This window comes from Stenotrophomonas sp. Ker107b (assembly GCF_053847245.1).
The window spans coordinates 1-19,362 of record NZ_JBSPHX010000003.1 but is presented as its reverse complement, the minus strand read 5'-3'; the positions used below and the strand labels follow the sequence as shown (position 1 = coordinate 19,362).

Genomic DNA, 19,362 nt, shown 5'->3' with positions numbered 1-19,362 from the left:
TTCTCATGTTGAGCCGGTCAGCGCCGGGGAGTGCCACGCCGGCGGCGATGGCGACGGAGTTCCAGGACCAGCGCGACCACCAGCACGGTCAACGCCAGCCCGAACCATTGCACGGCGTAGCCCAGATGGCGACTGGGCGGCAGGGTATTGGGCAGCAGCTCCAGATCGCGCGCGTAACCGCCTGGCAGTGCCGGATCGAGCCGCAGCACGCGCGCGCCAAGGCTGCCCGTCGGCAGTGACAGCGCGCGGGCCAGGTCGTCGGGTGGCATCCGGCTGGCCAGCCAGACGCCCGGCTGTGGCGCGGACGACAGCGCCGGCCCCAGGGCCAGCCCGGTGGCCGGTGACGGCGCCAGCAGGCCGCTGATGGCCGTATGGCCGGCAAGCGGTGTGATCGGTGGGATGACACGATCCGGCGGCATCGGCAGCCAGCCCAGATCGACCAGCACGCGTGCGCCGTCATCGCTCTGGAACGGCTGATACACCTTGAGGCCGGCGCGGCCTTCGCGGGTCTGGTTGTCGAGCAGGATCGTGCCGGGCAGGAAGCGACCGTGATCCTCCACCCAGCGCAGCAACGGCGGGGCGGCCTGGGCCTGACGCAGCGTGAGCGACTGCGCGCGGGCGGGTAACTGCTGGGCCAGCAACGCCTCTTTGGCGTGCATGCGCTGCAGTTGCCAGCGGCCCAGCTGGCAGAACGCGAGGATGACCAGCACCGCGGCGATCCAGCCGATCAGGCGTGTGTGCTTGCGCATCATGACAACGCCGGCAAAACGCGGTGATATAGGCGCACCCGCCACGCCATCGAGCCGCGCATGAATGATTCGTTGAAGACCCTGCTGGTAATCGCGTTTCTGATCGTCATCGTCTGGAATCTGGGCGCCGGGCTGTATTACCTGCTGGTCGATCGCGGCCAGACCAAGCGCACCGTCAATGCCCTCACCCGCCGCATCGCGGTATCGGTGGCGCTGATCGTGCTGGTGGTCATCGGCATCTACAGCGGTTGGATCAAGCCCCACGGCATCGGCGGCTGAGGCCGCACCGGCGTCGATGCGGCAGGACGTCGCACCGACGCTACAGCACGTAGACGAACAGGAACAGCATCAGCCACACCACGTCGACGAAGTGCCAGTACCACGCGGCGGCTTCGAAGCCGAAGTGATTGTCGCGGGTGAAATGCCCTTTCGACGAGCGCAGCCACATCACCGCCAGCATGATCGTGCCGAGCAGCACGTGCGCGCCGTGGAAGCCGGTGAGCATGAAGAAGGTCGAGCCGTAGATGCCCGAGCCCAGGGTGAGGTTGAGTTCCTTGTAGGCGTGGATGTACTCCTCCACCTGCAGGGTGAGGAAGCCCACGCCGAGCAGCACGGTGATGCCCAGCCAGGCCAGCAGCTGGCGGCGATGACCGGCCTTGAGCGCGTGATGCGCGATGGTGAGGGTGACGCCGGAGGTGAGCAGGATCAGCGTATTGATCAGCGGCAGACCCCAGGCCGGAATGGTCTGGAAATGGCCGCCGATCGCACCCGGGCCATTGGTCGGCCACGCCGCCGAATACCCGTCCCACAGCAACTCATTGGTCATCACGCCATCGCCCGCGCCTCCCAGCCACGGCAGGCCCAGGTTGCGGGTGTAGAACAGCGCCCCGAAGAACGCGCCGAAGAACATCACTTCGGAGAAGATGAACCACACCATCCCCATCCGGAACGAGCCATCCACCTGGCGGTTGTAGCTGCCGGCCTGCGATTCGCGCACCACGTCGCTGAACCACCAGAACAGGGTCAGCACCAGCATCGCGATGCCGGCGTAGAAGGTCCACTTGCCCCAGCCGGAATCGTTGAGCCAGCTGGCCACGCCGACCATGGTCACCATCATCGCAATGGAACCGATGAACGGCCATTTGCTGTGCGTGGGCACGAAGTACACGTTCGCATCGGGGCTTTGCTGGGCCATGGTCTTGGGTCCGGTCCGGATCAGGGAGCTGCACGCGCGCCGGTCGGCAGGCTGGCCGGGGCCAGCTGCGCGGACAAGGCGTCGTTCTTGTAGAAGGTGTAGGACAGGGTGATCGTGGTGATGTTGGCCGGCAGGTCGGGATCGACGATGAAGCGCACCGGCATGTCGCGCTTCTCACCGGCCTGCAGGGTCTGCGCGGTGAAGCAGAAGCACTCGGTCTTGCTGAAGTAGCCCGACGCCTTGGCCGGTGCCACCGACGGCACGGCGCTGCCGACCAGCGCGCGATCGCTGTCATTGCGCGCGTAATACAGCGCCTCGTTGAGCTCGCCGGGCACCACGTCCATCGTCAGCTGTTCGGGATGGAACGCCCACGGCAACTTGGAATTCACGCCGCCATCGAACTCCACCCGCACGGTGCGCTTGCCGGTGGCGGCTGCAGTGCCCGCCGCCGCGCCGGGGCCACGCTCCAGGCGCACGCCGAACACCTTCTCGCAGGCGATGCGGTACAGCGGCACCAGCGAGAAGGTCAGCACGAACACCGCCAGCGCCACCCCGATCAGGCGGGGCAGGCCCGCATGACGCGCGGGTGCCGGGCGCGGATCGCTCATCGCCCGATCACCCCGCTGAGGATGAAGCCGCCATAGACCATCAGCGCGACGATCCCGACCGCCCACGCGGTGCGATGCGCGCGGCGACGTTGCAGGGCCTGCTCATCCGGCGTGCGGGTGGTACTGGTCATGAGCGGCCTCAATGGGTGATGTCGTCATGGGCCAGATCACCCGGACGGATGGTCGGCGGCGTGGTGAAGGTATGCGCCGGTGCGGGCGAGGGAATCGTCCACTCCAGGCCACGTGCGCCTTCCCAGCAGCGGTCGGCGGCCTTCGCGCCGTGACGCAGCGAGTGCCACAGGATCGCGGCCATCATGAAGGGCGTGACGAACATGCCGAACGCGCCGATCGAGCTGATTAGGTTCCAGTCCGCGAAGGCCACGCTGTAATCGGGAATACGCCGCGGCATGCCGGCCAGGCCGAGGAAGTGCTGCGGGAAGAACAGCAGGTTCACGAACACGATCGACCACCAGAAATGCACCTTGGCCCAGGTTTCGCTGTACATGCGTCCGGTCCATTTCGGCCACCAGTAATACACCGCGGCGATCAACCCGAACACCGCACCGGTGACCAGTACGTAGTGGAAATGTGCGACGACGAAATAAGTGTCGTGGTATTGGAAATCGGCCACCACGATCGCCAGCATCAGGCCGGAGAAGCCGCCGATGGTGAACAGGATCACGAAGGCCACCGCCCACAGCATCGGCGCTTCGAAGGTGAGCGAGCCGCGCCACATGGTGCTGACCCAGTTGAACACCTTCACCCCGGTCGGGATGGAGATGAGCATCGTGGCGAACATGAAGTAGATCTCACCGCCCAGCGGCATGCCCACGGTGAACATGTGGTGGGCCCAGACGATGAAGGACAGGAACGCGATCGCGGCGATCGCATAGACCATGGCCTGGTAACCAAACAGCGGCTTGCGGCTGAAGGTGGGGATGATCTCGCTGACCACGCCGAACGCCGGCAGGATCATGATGTAGACCTCCGGGTGCCCGAAGAACCAGAAGATGTGCTGGTACATCACCGGGTCACCGCCACCGGCGGCGTTGAAGAAGCTGGTGCCGAAGAACTTGTCGGTGAGCAGCATCGTCACCGCGCCGGCCAGCACCGGCATCACCGCGATCAGCAGGAAGGCGGTGATCAGCCAGGCCCAGCAGAAGATCGGCATCTTCAGCAGATCGATGCCGGGCGCGCGCATGTTGAGCACGGTGGCGATGATGTTGATCGCGCCCATGATCGAGCTGATGCCGGCCACGTGGATGGCGAACACGCTGAAGGCCACGTTGTAGCCACCCTGCAGCGACAGCGGCGGGTACAGCGTCCAGCCACCGGCCGGTGCGCCGCCGGGCAGGAACAGGGTCAGCAGCAGCAGGCTGAAGGCCACCGGCAGCAGCCAGAACGACCAGTTGTTCATGCGCGGCAACGCCATGTCCGGCGCGCCGATCTGCAGCGGGATCATCCAGTTGGCCAGGCCGACGAAGGCCGGCATCACGCCGCCGAAGATCATCACCAGCGCATGCACGGTGGTCATCTGGTTGAAGAACTCGGGCTTGACGAACTGCAGGCCCGGTTGCGCCAGCTCAGCACGGATGATCACGCTCATCGCCGCACCGATGATGAACATGATGAAGCTGAAAAGCAGGTAGAGCGTGCCGATGTCCTTGTGGTTGGTCGAGAAGAACCAACGCTCGAAGAACCCCTGCTGATGCCCGTGATGCCCGTCGTGGTCAACTGCGGAATGCGCCATCGCAACTACACCTCACTGTATCCGGTGGTACCCGCATCCGCCGGCTGGCGGACGCGGCTCGATTTCAGGCGTTGCTGTCTGTTGCTGCCGCGGCAGGCTCAGCGGCCGGTGCCGGGGCCGCCTCGGCCGGGGCAGCCGGCGCGGGCGCCGGAGCCGCCTGCGGTGCAGGGGCCGGCGCAGGCTTTTTGGAGGCCAGCCATTTCTGGTAATCCTCCTTGGAGACCGCCTCGACCACGATCGGCATGAAGCCGTGATCCTTGCCGCACAACTCGGCGCACTGGCCGCGGTACACGCCGACCTGTTCGATGTTGGTCCAGGCCTCGTTGATGAAGCCGGGAATCGCATCCTGCTTCCAGCCCAGCGCCGGCACCCACCATGCGTGGATGACGTCGTCGGAGGTGATCACGAAGCGCACCTTGGTATCGACCGGCAGCACCAGGCGGTTGTCGACATCCAGCAGGTAATGCGGATGGCTGTCGCGGGTCGGAACCACGCCACTCTGGCGCACACGGTCGGACTCACGGTCCAGGCGGCTGGTGAAGCTGACGTTCTCGCCGAGGTATTCGTACTTCCACATCCACTGATACCCGGTGACCTTGACGGTCATTTCCGAATCGCGGGTGTCGTAGAACTTGATCAGATTGGCCGTGGCCGGCCAGGCCATCACCACCAGGATGATCACCGGGATCACCGTCCAGATGACCTCGGCCTTGGTGTTGTGGCTGAAGGTGGCGGCCACCGCGCCCTTGGATTTGCGGAATTTGAAGATCGCGTAGAACAGCGCGCCGAACACCAGCACCCCGATCACGGTACAGACCCACAGCGAGAACAGGTTGGACTCCCACGCCAACCGCGAGCTCTGGGTCACCCCCTTGCCCATGTTCAATTGCCACGGTTTGGGGTCGGCCGCCTGGGCCCACGCCATGGCCGGCGCCAGCAGCGCAGCCCCGCCCAACACTGACTTCCCGAACGTCCTGCCCCACTTTCTGCATTGCTTCATTGCCTAGACCCTTAGCGTCGTCGGTTGCGGCCGTCATTGGCCGCGAGCAAGCCTTCTAGTTTCTGAGCCAGTACCTGGCGTTCGGCCGGTGCGAGGAAACTCCCCACGTCCACCTGCCGACCGCTGGATGCCAGCCGGACTCTGCGTTCGTCGGCGATCAGCCTCACCCAGTGCGGGTGGGCGCTGAACACCGGCGAATGCCCGGGTGCAGGAATCACTTCCACGCACGCCGGCACTACCCGGATCTCTTCCTGCCGTTCTCCACTGCGCCACACCGTGCGCAGCGCCACTGCCAGCAACACGCTGTACAGCAGAGCAAACACGGGGGCGAATACGTTGCCGGTGAACCAGCCCAGGCCGGCCGCCAGCCACATCACCCCCGCCAACACCACAAACAACAGGACGAACTGCCGGGCATCGAGCGCCCGTGGGGGGCGCAGCCGCAGTTGCGTCCCTGATCCGTCCGGAGCGATGAGCACCTCGATCATGTCGCAACCGCGTTTTTCCTGCCGCGGGAAACGTCTCGATGGTAGCCCCGCTCTCCAGCGAGTAGCAAGGGTCCATTCACAGTTTCAGGAATGTTGCAATACAGCATCACCTGCGGCGGCCGTTTTGACGAAAACAGCACAATAAATGGCAGGCGGGTCGAATCCGCCGAATCCCCCTGTATGAAAGGCTATGCGCCGCATGGGCGCGACCATGAAAACCCCTTGACTCGCCAAAAAAACGATTAAAATGGTCAAGTTCTCCACGAGCCGACCGGCATGACTGCATCCTCTGTCCTTCCCCTTGCCCCGGCATCGTCCGGCGCCGCCCGCCCGCCGCTGCTCGCCCCCGAGCTGCCGACCGTTCCCAACGCGTTCCGCCAGGCGATCACCGATGCCTGGTTGAAGGACGAGGCCACCCATGTGCGCGAGCTGCTCGAGCAGGCACGTCTGCCGGCCGCCGAGCAGGCCAAGGTGCAGGCCACCGCTGCCGATCTGGTCAAGCGCGTGCGGGTGCGCGCCCAGGACCAGGGCGCGATCGAAGCCTTCATGCGCCAGTACGATCTGGGCAGCGAAGAAGGCGTGCTGCTGATGTGCGTGGCCGAAGCCCTGCTGCGCATTCCGGACCAGGAGACCGCCGACAAGCTGATCCGCGACAAGCTCGGCGATGCCGACTGGAAGAAGCACATGGGCGGCAGCGACTCGGTGCTGGTCAACGCCTCCACCTGGGGCCTGATGCTGACCGGCCGCCTGGTCCAGATCAACGATGCCACCCGCGCCGATGTGCCGGGCGCATTCAAGCGCCTGATCGGCCGCGTGGGTGAGCCGGTGATCCGCCTGGCCGTGCGCCAGGCGATGAAGATCATGGGCCACCAGTTCGTCATGGGCCGCACCATCGACGAAGCACTGTCGCGCTCGCACAAGGGCGACAACGCCAGCTACCGCTATTCGTTCGATATGCTCGGCGAAGGCGCGCTGACCATGAAGGACGCCAAGCGTTACCTGGAAGACTACCGTCGCGCGATCCACTCGATCGGCGGCGACCACAAGGCCCGCGGCGGCCGTCCCGATGGCGACGTCAATTCGGCACCGGGCATCTCGATCAAGCTCTCCGCGCTGTACCCGCGCTACGAGCACGCCAAGCGCGCACGCGTCATGGCCGACCTGGTGCCGGGCGTGCTGGAACTGGCGCAGCTGGCCAAGTCCTACGGCATCGGCTGCACCGTCGATGCCGAAGAAACCGACCGTCTGGAACTGTCGCTGGACATCATCGAGACCGTGGTCAGCGATGCCTCGCTGGCCGGTTGGGAAGGCTTCGGTGTGGTCGTGCAGTCGTACCAGAAGCGCACCCCGTACACGATCGACTATCTGGCCGACCTGGCCCGTCGCATCGGTCGCCGCCTGCAGGTGCGCCTGGTCAAGGGCGCGTACTGGGATGCGGAGATCAAGCGCGCGCAGATCGACGGCCTGCCGGCCTACCCGGTGTTCACCCGCAAGCAGAACACCGACGTCTCCTACCTGGCCTGCGCCAAGCGTCTGTTCACGCACAGCGATGCGATCTACCCGATGTTCGCCACGCACAACGCGCACACCATCGCGGCCGTGCAGGCGATCGCCAAGGGCGGCCAGTACGAGCACCAGAAACTGCACGGCATGGGCGATGACCTGTATGCCGAAGTGGTGCCGGCCGACCGTCTGAACGTGCCGTGCCGCGTGTATGCGCCGGTCGGTTCGCATGAGGACCTGCTGCCGTACCTGGTGCGTCGTCTGCTTGAAAATGGCGCCAATTCCAGCTTCGTCAACCGCATCACCGACGAGAACGTGGCCATCGACGACCTGATCCGCGATCCGGTCGAGGTGGTCTCCTCGTTCGCGTCCATCCCGCATCCGAAAATCCCGCTGCCGGTCGATCTGCTGCGCAGCCAGAACCATGACAGGAAGAACTCCATGGGCGTCAATCTCGCCAACGACAACGATCTGCGCGCCCTGGCCGAGCAGCTCAACGCCGCCGTGCCCGCGCCGGGTAAGAGCGGGTGGCACGCCGCGCCGCTGGTGCCGGGTGCCAACCCGACCGGCGCGCTGTTGAACGTGACCAACCCGGCCGACACGCGCCAGGTGGTGGGCCAGTGGCAGCCGGCCGACAGCGCCACCGTCGAGAAGGCGCTGGCCAATGCCGTGGCCGCGCAGCCGGCCTGGAACCGCACCCCCGCCGCCAGCCGCGCGGCGATCCTGGAACACGCCGCCGACCAGCTGGAAGCGCGCATGCCCGAGTTCATGGCGCTGTGCGTCAAGGAAGCCGGCAAGAGCCTGCCCGACGGCATCGCCGAAGTGCGCGAAGCGGTCGACTTCCTGCGCTACTACGCCAAGCAGGCGCGCGAGCAGTTCGGCCACGCCGAAACGCTGCCGAGCCCGACCGGTGAATCCAACGAACTGCAGCTGCACGGCCGCGGCGTGTTCGTCTGCATCAGCCCGTGGAACTTCCCGCTGGCGATCTTCCTGGGCCAGGTCAGCGCCGCGCTCGCCGCCGGCAACAGCGTGATCGCCAAGCCGGCCGAGCAGACCAACCTGATCGGCTATTACGCGGTGAAGCTGCTGCTCGATGCCGGCGTGCCCGAAGGCGTGCTGCAGTTCCTGCCGGGCGACGGCGCGACCGTCGGTGCCGCCCTGACCGCCGACCCGCGCGTGGCCGGCGTGGCCTTCACCGGCTCGACCGACACCGCCCGTGCGATCAACCGCGCGATGGCCGCACGCGACGCTGCGATCGGTGTGCTGATCGCCGAGACCGGCGGCCAGAACGCCTTCATCGCCGACTCCTCGGCGCTCCCGGAGCAGCTGGTCAAGGATGCGATCGGGTCGGCCTTCACCTCCGCTGGCCAGCGCTGCTCGGCCGCACGCGTGCTGTTCGTGCAGGACGACATCGCCGACAAGGTGATGACCATGCTGTCCGGCGCGATGGCCGAACTCAAGGTCGGTGACCCGGGCCTGCTGTCGACCGATGTCGGCCCGGTGATCGACGCCGACGCGCTGCAGATCCTCAAGGATCACGCCGTGCGCATGGAGAAGGACGCGCGCCTGATCGCCGCTGCCACGCTCAGCGACGACGCCGCGCACGGCACCTTCTTCGCCCCGCGTGCGTACGAACTGAAGAACCTGGACCAGCTGCACAAGGAGATCTTCGGGCCGGTGCTGCACGTGATCCGCTGGAAGGGCGACCAGCTCGATGCGGTGATCGACCAGATCAACGCGACCGGCTACGGCTTGACCCTGGGCGTGCATTCGCGCATCGATGAAACCGTGGACCGCATTTCATCGCGCATCAATGTCGGCAATGTGTACGTCAACCGCAACCAGATCGGTGCCGTAGTCGGCGTGCAGCCGTTCGGCGGCCAGGGCCTGTCCGGCACCGGCCCGAAGGCCGGCGGCCCGCACTACCTGCTGCGCTTTGCCACCGAGAAGACCGTCACCGTGAACACCACGGCAGCCGGCGGCAATGCCTCGCTGCTGACCCTGGGCGACTGATTCCCAGCGTCCTGCGGTAAACAAAAAACCCCGCGAAAGCGGGGTTTTTTGTAGGTCACGGGCTTTCGATGGACTCGATCTGGTCCTGCATCAGCAGCTCGTTAGCCATGTACCGCTCGAACTTGATGCGCCCGAAGCCGGCGGCGTACCACGCCTCGATGCGGTTGTCTTCGAAGGTCGCGGTGACGTGGCAGGTGTCCTTGAACGTGCGCGGCTGGTTGTCGACGTCCGCGTCAATGTCTTCGAAACCGACGAAGGTGTAGTCGGAGAAGCCGTCGTAGTCGATCGGTTCAACGGTTTCGTCGACATGGTTCATGCGCTCGCCAGCGCCGGTGACCTCGAAACGATCGCCCGGCTTGGCGCTCTGCGGGAACGTCGGCGCCGGCTTGAAGGTATCGGTCCGCGTGGGGCCGTCGCTGGACATGCTGTAACGCTCCTGGCCCAGCAGCTGGCGGCCGCTGATGTCATGGAACGTGGCCATCCCGATGCCACCACCGGCACTGTGCATCTTGATGGCGTTCTGGCCGGCGAAGGTGACTTTTTCGATGGTCAGCGTTTCATCGGCGTTGGACCAGGACAGCCCCGGGGTCAGGGTGAAACAGGCAGCGAAATCCGGCGCGGCCGCTGCGGGCAGCGAGATGGCGGCGAGTGCCATGGCAAGGGTGGAGCGGAGCAGAGCAGACGTCATGGGAGAACCCGTGGGGAGAAGAGTGGAGGCGAAACGGCATTGCGCTGGCGACCTGCGTCGCCAACGGGAGGTTGATTCAATGGAGATACCTAGCCCGGCAGTGATGCCAGATCGAGGTGGCGCAGCTGCGCTTCCAGGGTCTGCAGGCTGGTCCACGGCAGGATGGGCGAATTCTGACGCTCATCCGGCGGATGCGTCCGCAACGTATCGGACCAGCCACCGCATCCTTCCAGCGGCAACAACGGCCGCTTGTGCAGCCACGCCAGGCAGACTTCGGAGATGGTGCCCGCGCGACCGCCAATGACGATGCAGGCATCGCCGGCCAAGGCCATCATCAGGTTGCGGGCATCGCCCATGCCACACGGCAACACGACGGTTGCCGGCCAGTCAGCCGCCGGCATCACATCAGGGGGAATGATGCTGACCACCAGGCCGCCTGCGGCTATCGCGCGCTCGGCGGCCACACGGGTGGCAGGACTTCCACAGCCGCTGACGACAGTGATGCCGAGTCTGGCCATCAACGCGCCAGCGTCTCCAGCCAATTCGTACGCGGCGGAACCCGGTTCGGCGCTGCCCAGAATGCAGACCTGCGGTCGTCGATGCGGAGACTTCATTCATGTCCTTTTAAATGATCGTGCCGGTGTAGCGGTCGGCACAGGAGTGCGATCCTATCGCGTCACGCCTTCGACGTGAACGCCGATACCGTGGACGCTGCGCGCAGCGGATGCCGCACGAGCAGGGCGCAGACAACAAAAAACCCCGCTTTCGCGGGGTTTTCTGCTGCTGCATTCAACCGATCAGTGATGCGTTGATCAGAACTTGTAGTTGAACGAAGCGGCCAGCACGTCGCCACGGACCTTGTACTTGCCGGTCAGCGAGTTGCCCTGGTTGTTGGTGGTACCGGCGATGTTCACGTCCGGATCCTTGGTGAACAGGTGGGTGTAACCGAAGTTGTACTCGGTGTTCGCCGACGGGGTCCAGCCCAGGCCCACGGACAGCCACTTGCGGCTGGTGTCCGGCACGCGCACGTCGCGGTGTGCGTTGGTGGTCGGGGTCTGATCCAGCGCGATACCGCCACGCAGGGTCACGGTGTCGCTCAGCTTGAAGTCGGTACCCAGCGAGACGAAGGTCGTATCGCGGTAGCCGAACTCCAGCACCGAATCGGGCTGGTTGGAAGCGTAATCGATGGTGACCTGGTCAAACGCGGTCGACCAGGCGGTACGGGTGACGTCACCCATCACGGTCCAGCGGTCGTTGACGTTGTGGGTGACGCTCAGCGTGGCCGAAGCCGGCAGGGTCAGCGTCGCCTTGCCCGAGGTGCTGGTGAAGCGGCCCGGCTGAGCGACAGCCAGCACGGCAGCAGCGTTGGTCGGGACATCGAAGGTGGCATCGCCGCCGGTGATCTTGTGCTCGACCTTGGAGCGGTAGCTGATGCCGATGTGGGTGTTCTCATCGGGGCTGAACAAGCCGCCGACGGTCCAGCCCACCGCATTGTTGTCGCCTTCCACGGTCAGCTTGCCATCGGCGCTGCCCGGCGCGAAGCCCGGCACGCGCGACTGCGCCAGTGCGGTACCGAAGTCGATGTTGTTGCTCAACTCGATGGTCAGGTGCTCGACGAACACGGACGCACCGAAGGACACGTACGGGTTGACGTCATAGGACGCGGCGAAGCCCAGGTCGATGGCCTTCATGTCGGTCTTCATGCCGCTGTAGCGGCCGACCCAGCCATTGTCGTAATCGGTCTTGAAACCGAACGGCGCGGTCAGCGAGACGCCGAAATGGGCCTTCTCACCGATCGGCATGTGGAAGTACGCGGCCGGAACCGGAGCGATCATGCCGGCGTCGCCGCCGTCACCGCCGGTCTGCGGCTGGCCGGTCGGCTTGCGGCCGGTACCGTTGAACTTGGCCGAGAAGCTGATGGCGCTCAGGTCACCCTGGACCTGCATGCCTTCGAGCTGGCGCATGCCAGCCGGGTTGACGGCCATGATGGAGGCATCGCCGGCGGCGCTGCCGGAACCGGCGAAGGCGCGACCGAGGCCCTTGGCGCTGTTTTCCTTCAGCTGGAAGGCGGCAGCGTGGACGTGGCCGACGGCCAGGACGCCGGCAATGCCGACAGCCAGGGCGGTGACGCGGGCAAGCGTGGAAGCGGTATGCATTGTTGGTTCTCTCCGGATAGCGATCATGTTTGGCAACGCGCGCCTGCGTTTCCCTTCCCTTTTCAGGTCAGGGCAACGCGCCGGATTCCCCTCCCGACATACGACGCCGTATGCGAGTATACCGAGAGCGGTTAATGAAACAATAACGCGGTTGGCCGTTATGGCTATTCATGCTGAACGCGACATATCCCCGTCAGGTCGGCCTCCGCGCTAGGCTAGTGCCGCATGTTCGTGTCCACCCCCTCCCGCAAGAAAGCCGCCTACCGCTGGGCCACTCCCCTGCTGTTCGCCGCGCTGTGGGTGGCCTTCCTGTGGTCGATTTCGCGGCCGGATGACGCCCGCCGCAGCCTGTGGATGGACTGGGGGGCGCTATCGACCGGTCTCACCCACCCGCTGGACTGGTGGGCGACGCTGCAGGATGGCAGCGTGCTGCGGCTGTTCACCGCGCTGTTCCTGCACGCGGACTGGTCGCACCTGCTGGGCAATCTGGTGTTCCTGCTGATCTTCGGGCTGCCGGCCGAACGCGTGCTGGGGCCGTGGCGGTTGATGCTGCTGTTCCTGGTGGGCGGGGCGATCTCCAACCTGACCGCGATCTACACCATGGGCAGCCCGGACCAGATCATCATCGGTGCCAGCGGCGCGGTGTCGGCCCTGATCGGCGCCTACCTGGCGCTGTTCCCGGGCGCGCGGCTGGGCGTGGTGATCCCGCTGGGCCTGTTCCTGGAATTCGTCCGCGCCCCGGCCTATCTGCTGATCGGGGTCTGGGCGGCGCTGCAGGTGGTGTTCGCCTACATCGGCCCGACCTTCGGCATGGTGGCCTGGTGGGCGCATATCGCCGGCTTCGTGTTCGGCCTGGGCTACGGCGTGTATGTGCGCGCCGCGATCGCGCGGCGGCTGCGCAAGCGGCATGGGTTCTAAGCGAACACCCATCGCGCTGTGGTAGTGCCGGCCGCTGGCCGGCTCCACGTACGGTTGGATTTCTGCTGAGCCGGCCAGCGGCCGGCACTACCGTTCAGGGCTTGACCGGTGCTGTCGACGCCGGCGCATCCGGCTTTGCAGGTGCGGGAGGAGCCGGTGCACCCGCAGGTGCTTCGGCCGGCTTCGTCTCTGACGGCTTCGCATCTGATGACTTCGCGTCGGCCGGCTTGGCCGCTGCCGCTGCCGCTGCAGGCTTGCCGGCCGGCTTGGCCGCCGGCTTCTTCGCCGCCTCTGCCTTCTGCCTGGCCAGCACCGAACCCGGCTGCTTCAATTCGGCCAGCGCGTCATTGATCGGGCCATCACCGGGCAGCACGTCACCGGCCTTGTAGCCTTCGGTGCCTTCTTCATCACCGCGCAGGTGACCGGGCAACGTGGCTTCGCTGTAGTCGGTCAGGCTGGCCGGCAGGTCGTCATCGCCGGCGCGCTTTTCCGGCTGCAGCAGCACGTCGGGGATGATGCCGGTGGCCTGGATCGACTTGCCGCTCGGCGTGAAATACCGCGCGGTAGTGAGTTTCACCGAGTCCCCATTGTCCAGCGGCAGCACGGTCTGCACCGAGCCCTTGCCGAAGGTGCGGCTGCCGACCACGCGGGCGCGGCCGTTGTCGCGCAGCGCGCCGGCCAGTACTTCGGAGGCACTGGCCGAACCGGCGTCGGCCAGCACCACGACCGGCGCCCCCTTGAGCAGATCGCCCGGGGTCGCATCGAAACGGGCATCGCTGATCGAGATGCGGCCGCGGGTGCTGACGATGTTCCCCTTTTCGAGCAGATCGTCGGCCACCTGCACGGCGGCGGTGAGCAGGCCACCCGGGTTGCTGCGCAGATCCAGCACCAGGCCCTTGAGCTTGCCACCGGCCTGCTGCTGCAGCTGGCCAACGTGCTTCTGGAAATCGGCACCGGTGTCGGCCTGGAAGGTGCTCAGGCGGATGTAGCCATAGCCGGGTTCCAGCATCCTGCTGCGCACGCTGGTGACGCGGATGGTCTCGCGGGTGACGGTGACATCGAACGGCTTGGGCTTGCCTTCGCGCACCAGCGTCAGCACGACCTTGGTCCCGGCCACGCCGCGCAGCGGTTCGGTGGCTTCGATCGCGCTGATCGGCTTGCCGTCGATGGCGATGATCAGATCGCCGGCAAGAATGCCCGCGCGTGCGGCCGGGGTCTCGTCGATCGGCGAAATCACTTTCAGGCTGCTGTTGTCGGGCTGCTGCTGCAGCTCCACGCCGATGCCGTCGTAGGCGCCGTTGGCCTGCTCATCGAAGGCTTCGGCGTCTTCCTTGTCGAAGTAGGTGCTGTGCGGATCCAGGTCCAACAGCAGGCCACGGATGGCGGACTGCATCAGCTTCTTGTCGTCGACCGGATCCACGTAGGCGGCGCGCACCGCGTTGTAGACGGCGACGTAGCGGCGGATCTCTTCCAACGGAACCCGTGAGGTCACCGCTTCTTCCGTGGTGGCCGCATCGGCCCCGCGTGCCGGCGCTTCGGCGGTCTGCTGCGCCCAGGACACCGCGGGCAACAGGGCCAGCAGCAAGGTGGCGGAACGGGCTACGCGCATGAAGCACTCCAGGATGAGCGGGGGACGGTTGACCACGCACAGGGGCGCGTCGCCCGATTATGCGCGAAGCGACGATAAATTCCCGTTGAACCCCGTGCCTGGCGGCGCGCCCGTGTTGGGCGCGGTTTATCGCCGCTGCAGCCAGCTGCCCGGGTCCACCGGCTGTCCATTGCGGCGCAGTTCGAAGTACAGCGCGGTCACGCCTTGGCCACCGGAATTGCCGACCTTGGCCACCGCCTCGCCCTTCTTCACCGTGGCGCCGGCATCACGCAGCAGCGTGTCGTTGTGCGCATAGAGGCTCATGTAGCCGTTGCCGTGATCCACGATCAGGATCATGCCGTAGCCGGTCATCCAGTCGGAAAACACCACCGTGCCATCCGCCACGGCGGTGATGGTGCTGCCAGCGGGTGCACCGATCAGCACGCCACTGCTGGTGCGTCCATCGGGCAGCTTGCCACCGTAGCGGGCGAGCAGATTGCCCGACAACGGCCAGCCCAGACCGCCCACCTTGGGGGCAGGCGCGGAGGCAACGGGAGGGGGCGTCTTGGTCGCTCGCGGCGGCGGGCGGGTACCGCTGGCAGCCGCCGCGCGATCGGCTTTGTCGGCAGCCGCTTTCTCCGCAGCGGCACGTCGCGCGGCAGCACGACGCTCGGCTTCGGCACGGGCGGCGGCCGCACGCAGGTTCGCGAGCAGGGTTTCCAATGCCTTGGCGTCCTGACCCAGCGCCTTCTCACGCTCGCTGCGGTCCTTGTAGCGTTCGTCCAGCGTGGCCACGGTGGCCGCGCGCTCGCGGCGGTCATCGGCCAGCGTGGCGACCTGCTGTTTCTGTTGCTGCCGTGTGCCTTCCAGCGCCTTGCGGCGCTCGACGATCTCCGTCTCCACGCGTTGCAGCTCGGTGAGGTCGGCCGTCAGCGACTGGATCCGCTGCGCGCGCTCACGCTGCAGGTAGCGGTGATAGGCCAGGCTGCGGTTCGCATCGGCGACGCGATCCTGCGACAGCAGCAGTTTCAGCGGTGCGTTGTTGCCGATGCGGTAGGCCGCGCGCAGCAGCGAGGCCAGCTCGGTGCGCTGCTGCTCCAGGCCGGCCTGCAGCGCATCGCGCTTGGCCTGCAGTTCGTTCATCGCGCGGGTCTCGCGCTGCAGCGCGGTTTCGGTCTGGGCCAGGACGCGCCCGGTGCGGGCCACTTTTTCGTCGGCTTCGCGCAGCTGGCGCGAGGCCTGTCCCCGCTGCCCTTCCAGATTCCGCCGTTCCTGCGCCACGCCCTTGAGCTCGCTGCGCAGTTTCTGCAGCTTGCGCTCGGCTTCCTTGGAGGACTGCGCGGCCAGCGGGCTGGCCCCCAGAACGGCCACCGCCAGCAGCAGTGCACGCAACGCCGGGGTCAGCCACTGCGTGCGACCGCGTCCATCGGTCGGATTGTTATCCCGGCGTGAGGAAAAAGCGTTGTGGCGCAAGGGCTTTCCAGTGACTTCAGGCAGATGCGGATTGCAACGATGCATGGTGACATTCCTGCAGGCGGCCTGCCAGCCGCGCTCCACCATCGAGGTCCTCATGAAACGCTCCCTGCTTCCGCTGTTGCTGGCCCTGACGCTGCCCTGTGCGCCGGCCATCGCAAACGACAACATCAGCAAGGTCAACGGCAGCATCTCCGCCGAGGCCGGCCAGACCTACGGGAACCTGGAGACCGTCAATGGCGGCATCAAGGTCGCCGAAGGCGTCGTCACCGGCCGCATTGAAACGGTCAACGGTGGCATCCGCGTCGCCGATCGCGCACGTACCGGCGGCATCTCCACCGTCAACGGCAGTGTGCGGGTCGGGCGCGAAGTGATTGCCAGCGGCGGGGTGGACACCGTCAATGGCGGCATCTTCCTCGATCGTGGCACCCAGGTCGACGGCAGCCTGGAAACCGTCAATGGCAGCATCGGCCTGGTCGAAACGCGCGTGGCGCGCGGCATCGAGACGGTCAACGGCGACATCACCGTCGGCGTGGGCTCGCAGGTCGAGGGCGGGATCGAGGTCAAGAAGCCGAACTTCAATCTGTCGCTGACGCCCGGCCGCAAACCGCGCGTGATCATCGGACCGAACGCGTCGGTCAATGGATCCCTGCAGTTCGAGCGCGAGGTCACCCTGTATGTGCACCGCACTGCCCGCATCGGCCCGATCAGCGGCGCCGTGGCCGTTCCCTTCGATACCGACACCGCGCCACAGGATTGATATGGTGGTCGCTGGTGCGCTGCGCACCCGCCTTTCCCGTTCCAGGAACCGATGATGCCCCGCAAACTTCTGTTGTGCCTTGCCGCTGCCGCTGCGTTGACCGCGTGCAAGGGCGAATCCAACGCGCCCACCGCGGCACCCGCCACTGACGCGGCACCGACCGCGCCGGGCCATGCCTTCTCGCCCGAGATCAACGCCGGCGACTTCGCCGAGCTGGTCAAGACCCTGGCCTCCGATGAGTTCGAAGGTCGTTCGCCGGGCAGCAAGGGCGAAGAGCTGACCGTCAATTACATCCGCGACCAGATGCAGCGCATCGGCCTGCAGCCGGGCAACGGCGACAGCTGGTTCCAGGACGTGGCGATGACCGAGACCACGGCCGATGAGTCGACCGTGTTGACGCTGGACCAGGCCGGCAAGACCCGCGAGCTGACGTTCGGCACCGACATGGTGATCGGTACCCGCAGCGGCCAGCCGGACGTGAAGGTCGAGGCGAGCGACCTGGTCTTCGTCGGCTACGGCGTGGATGCGCCCGAGCAGAAATGGAACGACTATGCCGGCCAGGACTGGAAGGGCAAGACGGTCGTGATGTTCGTCAACGATCCCGGCTTCCACGTCAACGACGAGAAGCTGTTCGACGGCAAGCGCATGACCTACTACGGGCGCTGGACGTACAAATTCGAAGAGGCCGCACGCAAGGGCGCCGCCGCCGCGCTGATCGTGCATGACACCGCCGGTGCATCCTACGGTTGGGACGTGGTCAAGAACTCGTGGGCCGGCCCGCAGTACGACCTGCCGGCCAAGGACGACCCGGAAGCGCGTCTGCCCGCACAGGGCTGGCTGAGCGCCGATGCCGCCCGTCAGCTGTTCGCTGAGGCCGGCCTGGATCTGGACAAGGCCTACAAGGACGCCAGCAAGCGCGGCTTCAAGCCGGTCCCGCTGAAGGCCAAGGTGTCCTTCGATCTGAAGAGCACCATCGCCGAGAAGAAGTCGCGCAACGTGGTCGGTGTCCTGCCGGGCAGCAAGCGTGCCGATGAAGCCGTGCTCTACATGGCGCACTGGGATCACCTGGGCAAGCACGAGGGTGAGCAGGGCGACAACATCTACAACGGCGCTGTCGACAACGCGACCGGCGTGGCCGGCATCCTCGAAGTCGCCGATGCGATGGTGCACCAGCAGCCAGCACCGGAGCGTTCGGTGGTGTTCCTGGCAGTGACGCTGGAAGAGTCCGGTTTGCTGGGCTCGAAGTACTACGTCAGCCACCCGACCTTCCCGCTGGACAAGATCGCCGGTGTGATCAACATCGATGCGATGTCGGTGGCAGGCCGTGCCAAGGACATGACCGTGACCGGCTTCGGAAGCTCCGAGCTGGAAGACATCCTCAAGCCGCTGGCGGCCAATCAGGGTCGTACCCTGCACGGCGAAACGGCGGTGCAGAGCGGCTTCTACTTCCGTTCGGATCACTTCAACTTCGCCAAGGCGGGTGTGCCGGCGCTCTATGCGGACGGGGGTGAGGATCTGCGCGACGGCGGTGTCGAGGCGGGCCGCAAGGCCGCCGAAGACTATGGCAGCAACCGTTACCACGGCCCGAAGGACGAGTTCGATCCGGCCACCTGGAAGCTGGATGGCACGGTTGAGGATCTGCAGCTGCTGTACGGGGTTGGCAAGGAACTGGCCGGCGGCGACCGGTGGCCGAACTGGTACGAGGGCAATCCGTTCAAGGCGGCACGCGATGCGATGATGAAGGGCAAGGGCGCTGAGGCGCCGGCCGCGGAGTCTGCACGCTGAGCGGTTGATTGCTGTGACGTGATCTTTGCTTCATGAAAACGGCGCCTTTCGGGGCGCCGTTTTTTTTGGGTCGGCGGCTGGGTTGGTCGGGCTTTGGGGCGCGATACCCTTGCCGGTGACGCCCCCGGCCGCCGCCTTGCGGCGACGCCCTCCTCCTTGATTTCGCCCACAAGGGCATCGCGCCCCACGTGTGGAGACCACTGGCGCCTCAAAGCAAGCTCCGGTTAGCAGTGCGCGTACCGCATCCGAGCGTCGTAGCGGCCGGTAGGTCCCTGGGCAAAATCAACGAGGAGGGCGTCGCCGTCAGGCGGCGGCCGGGGGACCGGGGGACACTGGCCGCATACGCATGACCGTGCTCATTGCTGTCGCACATGAAATGAGGCGCTCCCATCCGTTGGGAGAAGGACAAAAAAAAACCCCGCTGCGTGAGCAGCGGGGTTTTGGGTGTAAACCCTGGCGATGACCTACTCTCGCATGGCTTAGGCCACACTACCATCGGCGCAGCTGCGTTTCACTTCCGAGTTCGGGATGGGATCGGGTGGTGCCACAGCGCTAATTTCACCAGGGAGACGGTTGGAGCAGCGCATTGCGCCAGCTCAGCAGGGGTCTCTTCCGAGAAACAAGTACCTGTAAAAACCAGGTGCCTGCAAAAAAAGAAAACCCCGCTGCGTGAGCAGCGGGGTTTTCG

General features: G+C 65.9%; 17 protein-coding genes and 1 rRNA gene. 5 read left to right on the top strand and 13 right to left on the bottom strand.

Annotated features, from left to right (window positions below; translation table 11 throughout):
- Positions 1–17: 17 nt before the first annotated feature.
- Complete coding sequence (locus ACWV8V_RS15395) at positions 18–752, bottom strand: SURF1 family protein (protein WP_455900142.1); 735 nt, start codon at positions 750–752, stop codon at positions 18–20.
- Between the two features lie 57 nt (positions 753–809).
- Here ACWV8V_RS15395 and ACWV8V_RS15390 point away from each other — a divergent pair, with 57 nt between their 5' ends.
- The gene (locus ACWV8V_RS15390) at positions 810–1,028 is read left to right on the top strand and encodes a twin transmembrane helix small protein (RefSeq protein ID WP_019185993.1); all 219 of its coding nucleotides are present in this window, start codon (positions 810–812) and stop codon (positions 1,026–1,028) included.
- Between the two features lie 40 nt (positions 1,029–1,068).
- Here the strand turns inward: ACWV8V_RS15390 and ACWV8V_RS15385 are convergent, their stop codons facing one another.
- The 6 genes from ACWV8V_RS15385 to ACWV8V_RS15360 all read right to left on the bottom strand — a co-directional run bounded on the left by ACWV8V_RS15385 (position 1,069) and on the right by ACWV8V_RS15360 (position 5,790).
- Positions 1,069–1,944 carry a cytochrome c oxidase subunit 3 gene (locus ACWV8V_RS15385; RefSeq protein WP_455900141.1) on the bottom strand — a complete coding sequence of 292 codons (876 nt, stop codon included), beginning with the start codon at positions 1,942–1,944 and terminating at the stop codon, positions 1,069–1,071.
- Positions 1,945–1,964: 20 nt separating this feature from the next.
- Entirely contained in the window at positions 1,965–2,552 is a 588-nt protein-coding gene (locus ACWV8V_RS15380) for a cytochrome c oxidase assembly protein (RefSeq protein ID WP_121042251.1), read from the bottom strand.
- Positions 2,549–2,683 (bottom strand): hypothetical protein, encoded by a 135-nt coding sequence (locus ACWV8V_RS15375; protein ID WP_259462181.1) that lies wholly within the window; start codon positions 2,681–2,683, stop codon positions 2,549–2,551. Before ACWV8V_RS15375 ends, ACWV8V_RS15380 begins: the two co-directional genes overlap by 4 nt.
- Positions 2,684–2,691: 8 nt before the next feature.
- Positions 2,692–4,302, bottom strand: a complete 1,611-nt coding sequence (ctaD, locus tag ACWV8V_RS15370; protein ID WP_019185997.1) for a cytochrome c oxidase subunit I — start codon at positions 4,300–4,302, stop codon at positions 2,692–2,694.
- A gap of 64 nt (positions 4,303–4,366) precedes the next feature.
- On the bottom strand, positions 4,367–5,302 hold the full coding sequence (gene coxB / locus ACWV8V_RS15365) for a cytochrome c oxidase subunit II (protein ID WP_455900140.1): 936 nt from the start codon (positions 5,300–5,302) through the stop codon (positions 4,367–4,369).
- An 11-nt stretch (positions 5,303–5,313) separates the two neighbouring features.
- Positions 5,314–5,790, bottom strand: coding sequence for a DUF2244 domain-containing protein (locus ACWV8V_RS15360; RefSeq protein WP_121042248.1), 477 nt, complete (start codon positions 5,788–5,790; stop codon positions 5,314–5,316).
- Positions 5,791–6,066: 276 nt separating this feature from the next.
- Between ACWV8V_RS15360 and putA the strand changes: the two genes are divergently transcribed.
- Entirely contained in the window at positions 6,067–9,306 is a 3,240-nt protein-coding gene (putA, locus tag ACWV8V_RS15355; RefSeq protein ID WP_455900139.1) for a bifunctional proline dehydrogenase/L-glutamate gamma-semialdehyde dehydrogenase PutA, read from the top strand.
- 55 nt (positions 9,307–9,361) lie between these two features.
- Here the strand turns inward: putA and ACWV8V_RS15350 are convergent, their stop codons facing one another.
- The 3 genes from ACWV8V_RS15350 to ACWV8V_RS15340 form a co-directional block, all read right to left on the bottom strand.
- The gene (locus ACWV8V_RS15350) at positions 9,362–9,994 is read right to left on the bottom strand and encodes a hypothetical protein (RefSeq protein ID WP_455900138.1); all 633 of its coding nucleotides are present in this window, start codon (positions 9,992–9,994) and stop codon (positions 9,362–9,364) included.
- An 89-nt stretch (positions 9,995–10,083) separates the two neighbouring features.
- A complete protein-coding gene (locus tag ACWV8V_RS15345; RefSeq protein ID WP_455900137.1) occupies positions 10,084–10,608 on the bottom strand; it encodes an SLOG cluster 4 domain-containing protein in 525 nt (174 codons plus the stop codon).
- 198 nt (positions 10,609–10,806) lie between these two features.
- Positions 10,807–12,150 carry an outer membrane protein transport protein gene (locus tag ACWV8V_RS15340; protein WP_259262086.1) on the bottom strand — a complete coding sequence of 448 codons (1,344 nt, stop codon included), beginning with the start codon at positions 12,148–12,150 and terminating at the stop codon, positions 10,807–10,809.
- 225 nt (positions 12,151–12,375) lie between these two features.
- Here ACWV8V_RS15340 and ACWV8V_RS15335 point away from each other — a divergent pair, with 225 nt between their 5' ends.
- Positions 12,376–13,068 (top strand): rhomboid family intramembrane serine protease, encoded by a 693-nt coding sequence (locus ACWV8V_RS15335; RefSeq protein WP_019186003.1) that lies wholly within the window; start codon positions 12,376–12,378, stop codon positions 13,066–13,068.
- Positions 13,069–13,162: 94 nt separating this feature from the next.
- On the opposite strand, the gene ACWV8V_RS15330 is transcribed toward ACWV8V_RS15335, so the two are convergent.
- Positions 13,163–14,677 (bottom strand): S41 family peptidase, encoded by a 1,515-nt coding sequence (locus ACWV8V_RS15330; RefSeq protein WP_455900136.1) that lies wholly within the window; start codon positions 14,675–14,677, stop codon positions 13,163–13,165.
- A 126-nt stretch (positions 14,678–14,803) separates the two neighbouring features.
- Complete coding sequence (locus tag ACWV8V_RS15325) at positions 14,804–16,129, bottom strand: murein hydrolase activator EnvC family protein (protein WP_455900303.1); 1,326 nt, start codon at positions 16,127–16,129, stop codon at positions 14,804–14,806.
- A gap of 97 nt (positions 16,130–16,226) precedes the next feature.
- Between ACWV8V_RS15325 and ACWV8V_RS15320 the strand changes: the two genes are divergently transcribed.
- A complete protein-coding gene (locus ACWV8V_RS15320) occupies positions 16,227–16,889 on the top strand; it encodes a DUF4097 family beta strand repeat-containing protein (protein ID WP_346467173.1) in 663 nt (220 codons plus the stop codon).
- A 54-nt stretch (positions 16,890–16,943) separates the two neighbouring features.
- Positions 16,944–18,674 carry a M28 family metallopeptidase gene (locus tag ACWV8V_RS15315; protein ID WP_455900135.1) on the top strand — a complete coding sequence of 577 codons (1,731 nt, stop codon included), beginning with the start codon at positions 16,944–16,946 and terminating at the stop codon, positions 18,672–18,674.
- 451 nt (positions 18,675–19,125) lie between these two features.
- Here ACWV8V_RS15315 and rrf read toward each other — a convergent pair.
- Positions 19,126–19,240: ribosomal RNA gene (gene rrf / locus ACWV8V_RS15310) — 5S ribosomal RNA — on the bottom strand.
- Positions 19,241–19,362 lie beyond the last annotated feature (122 nt).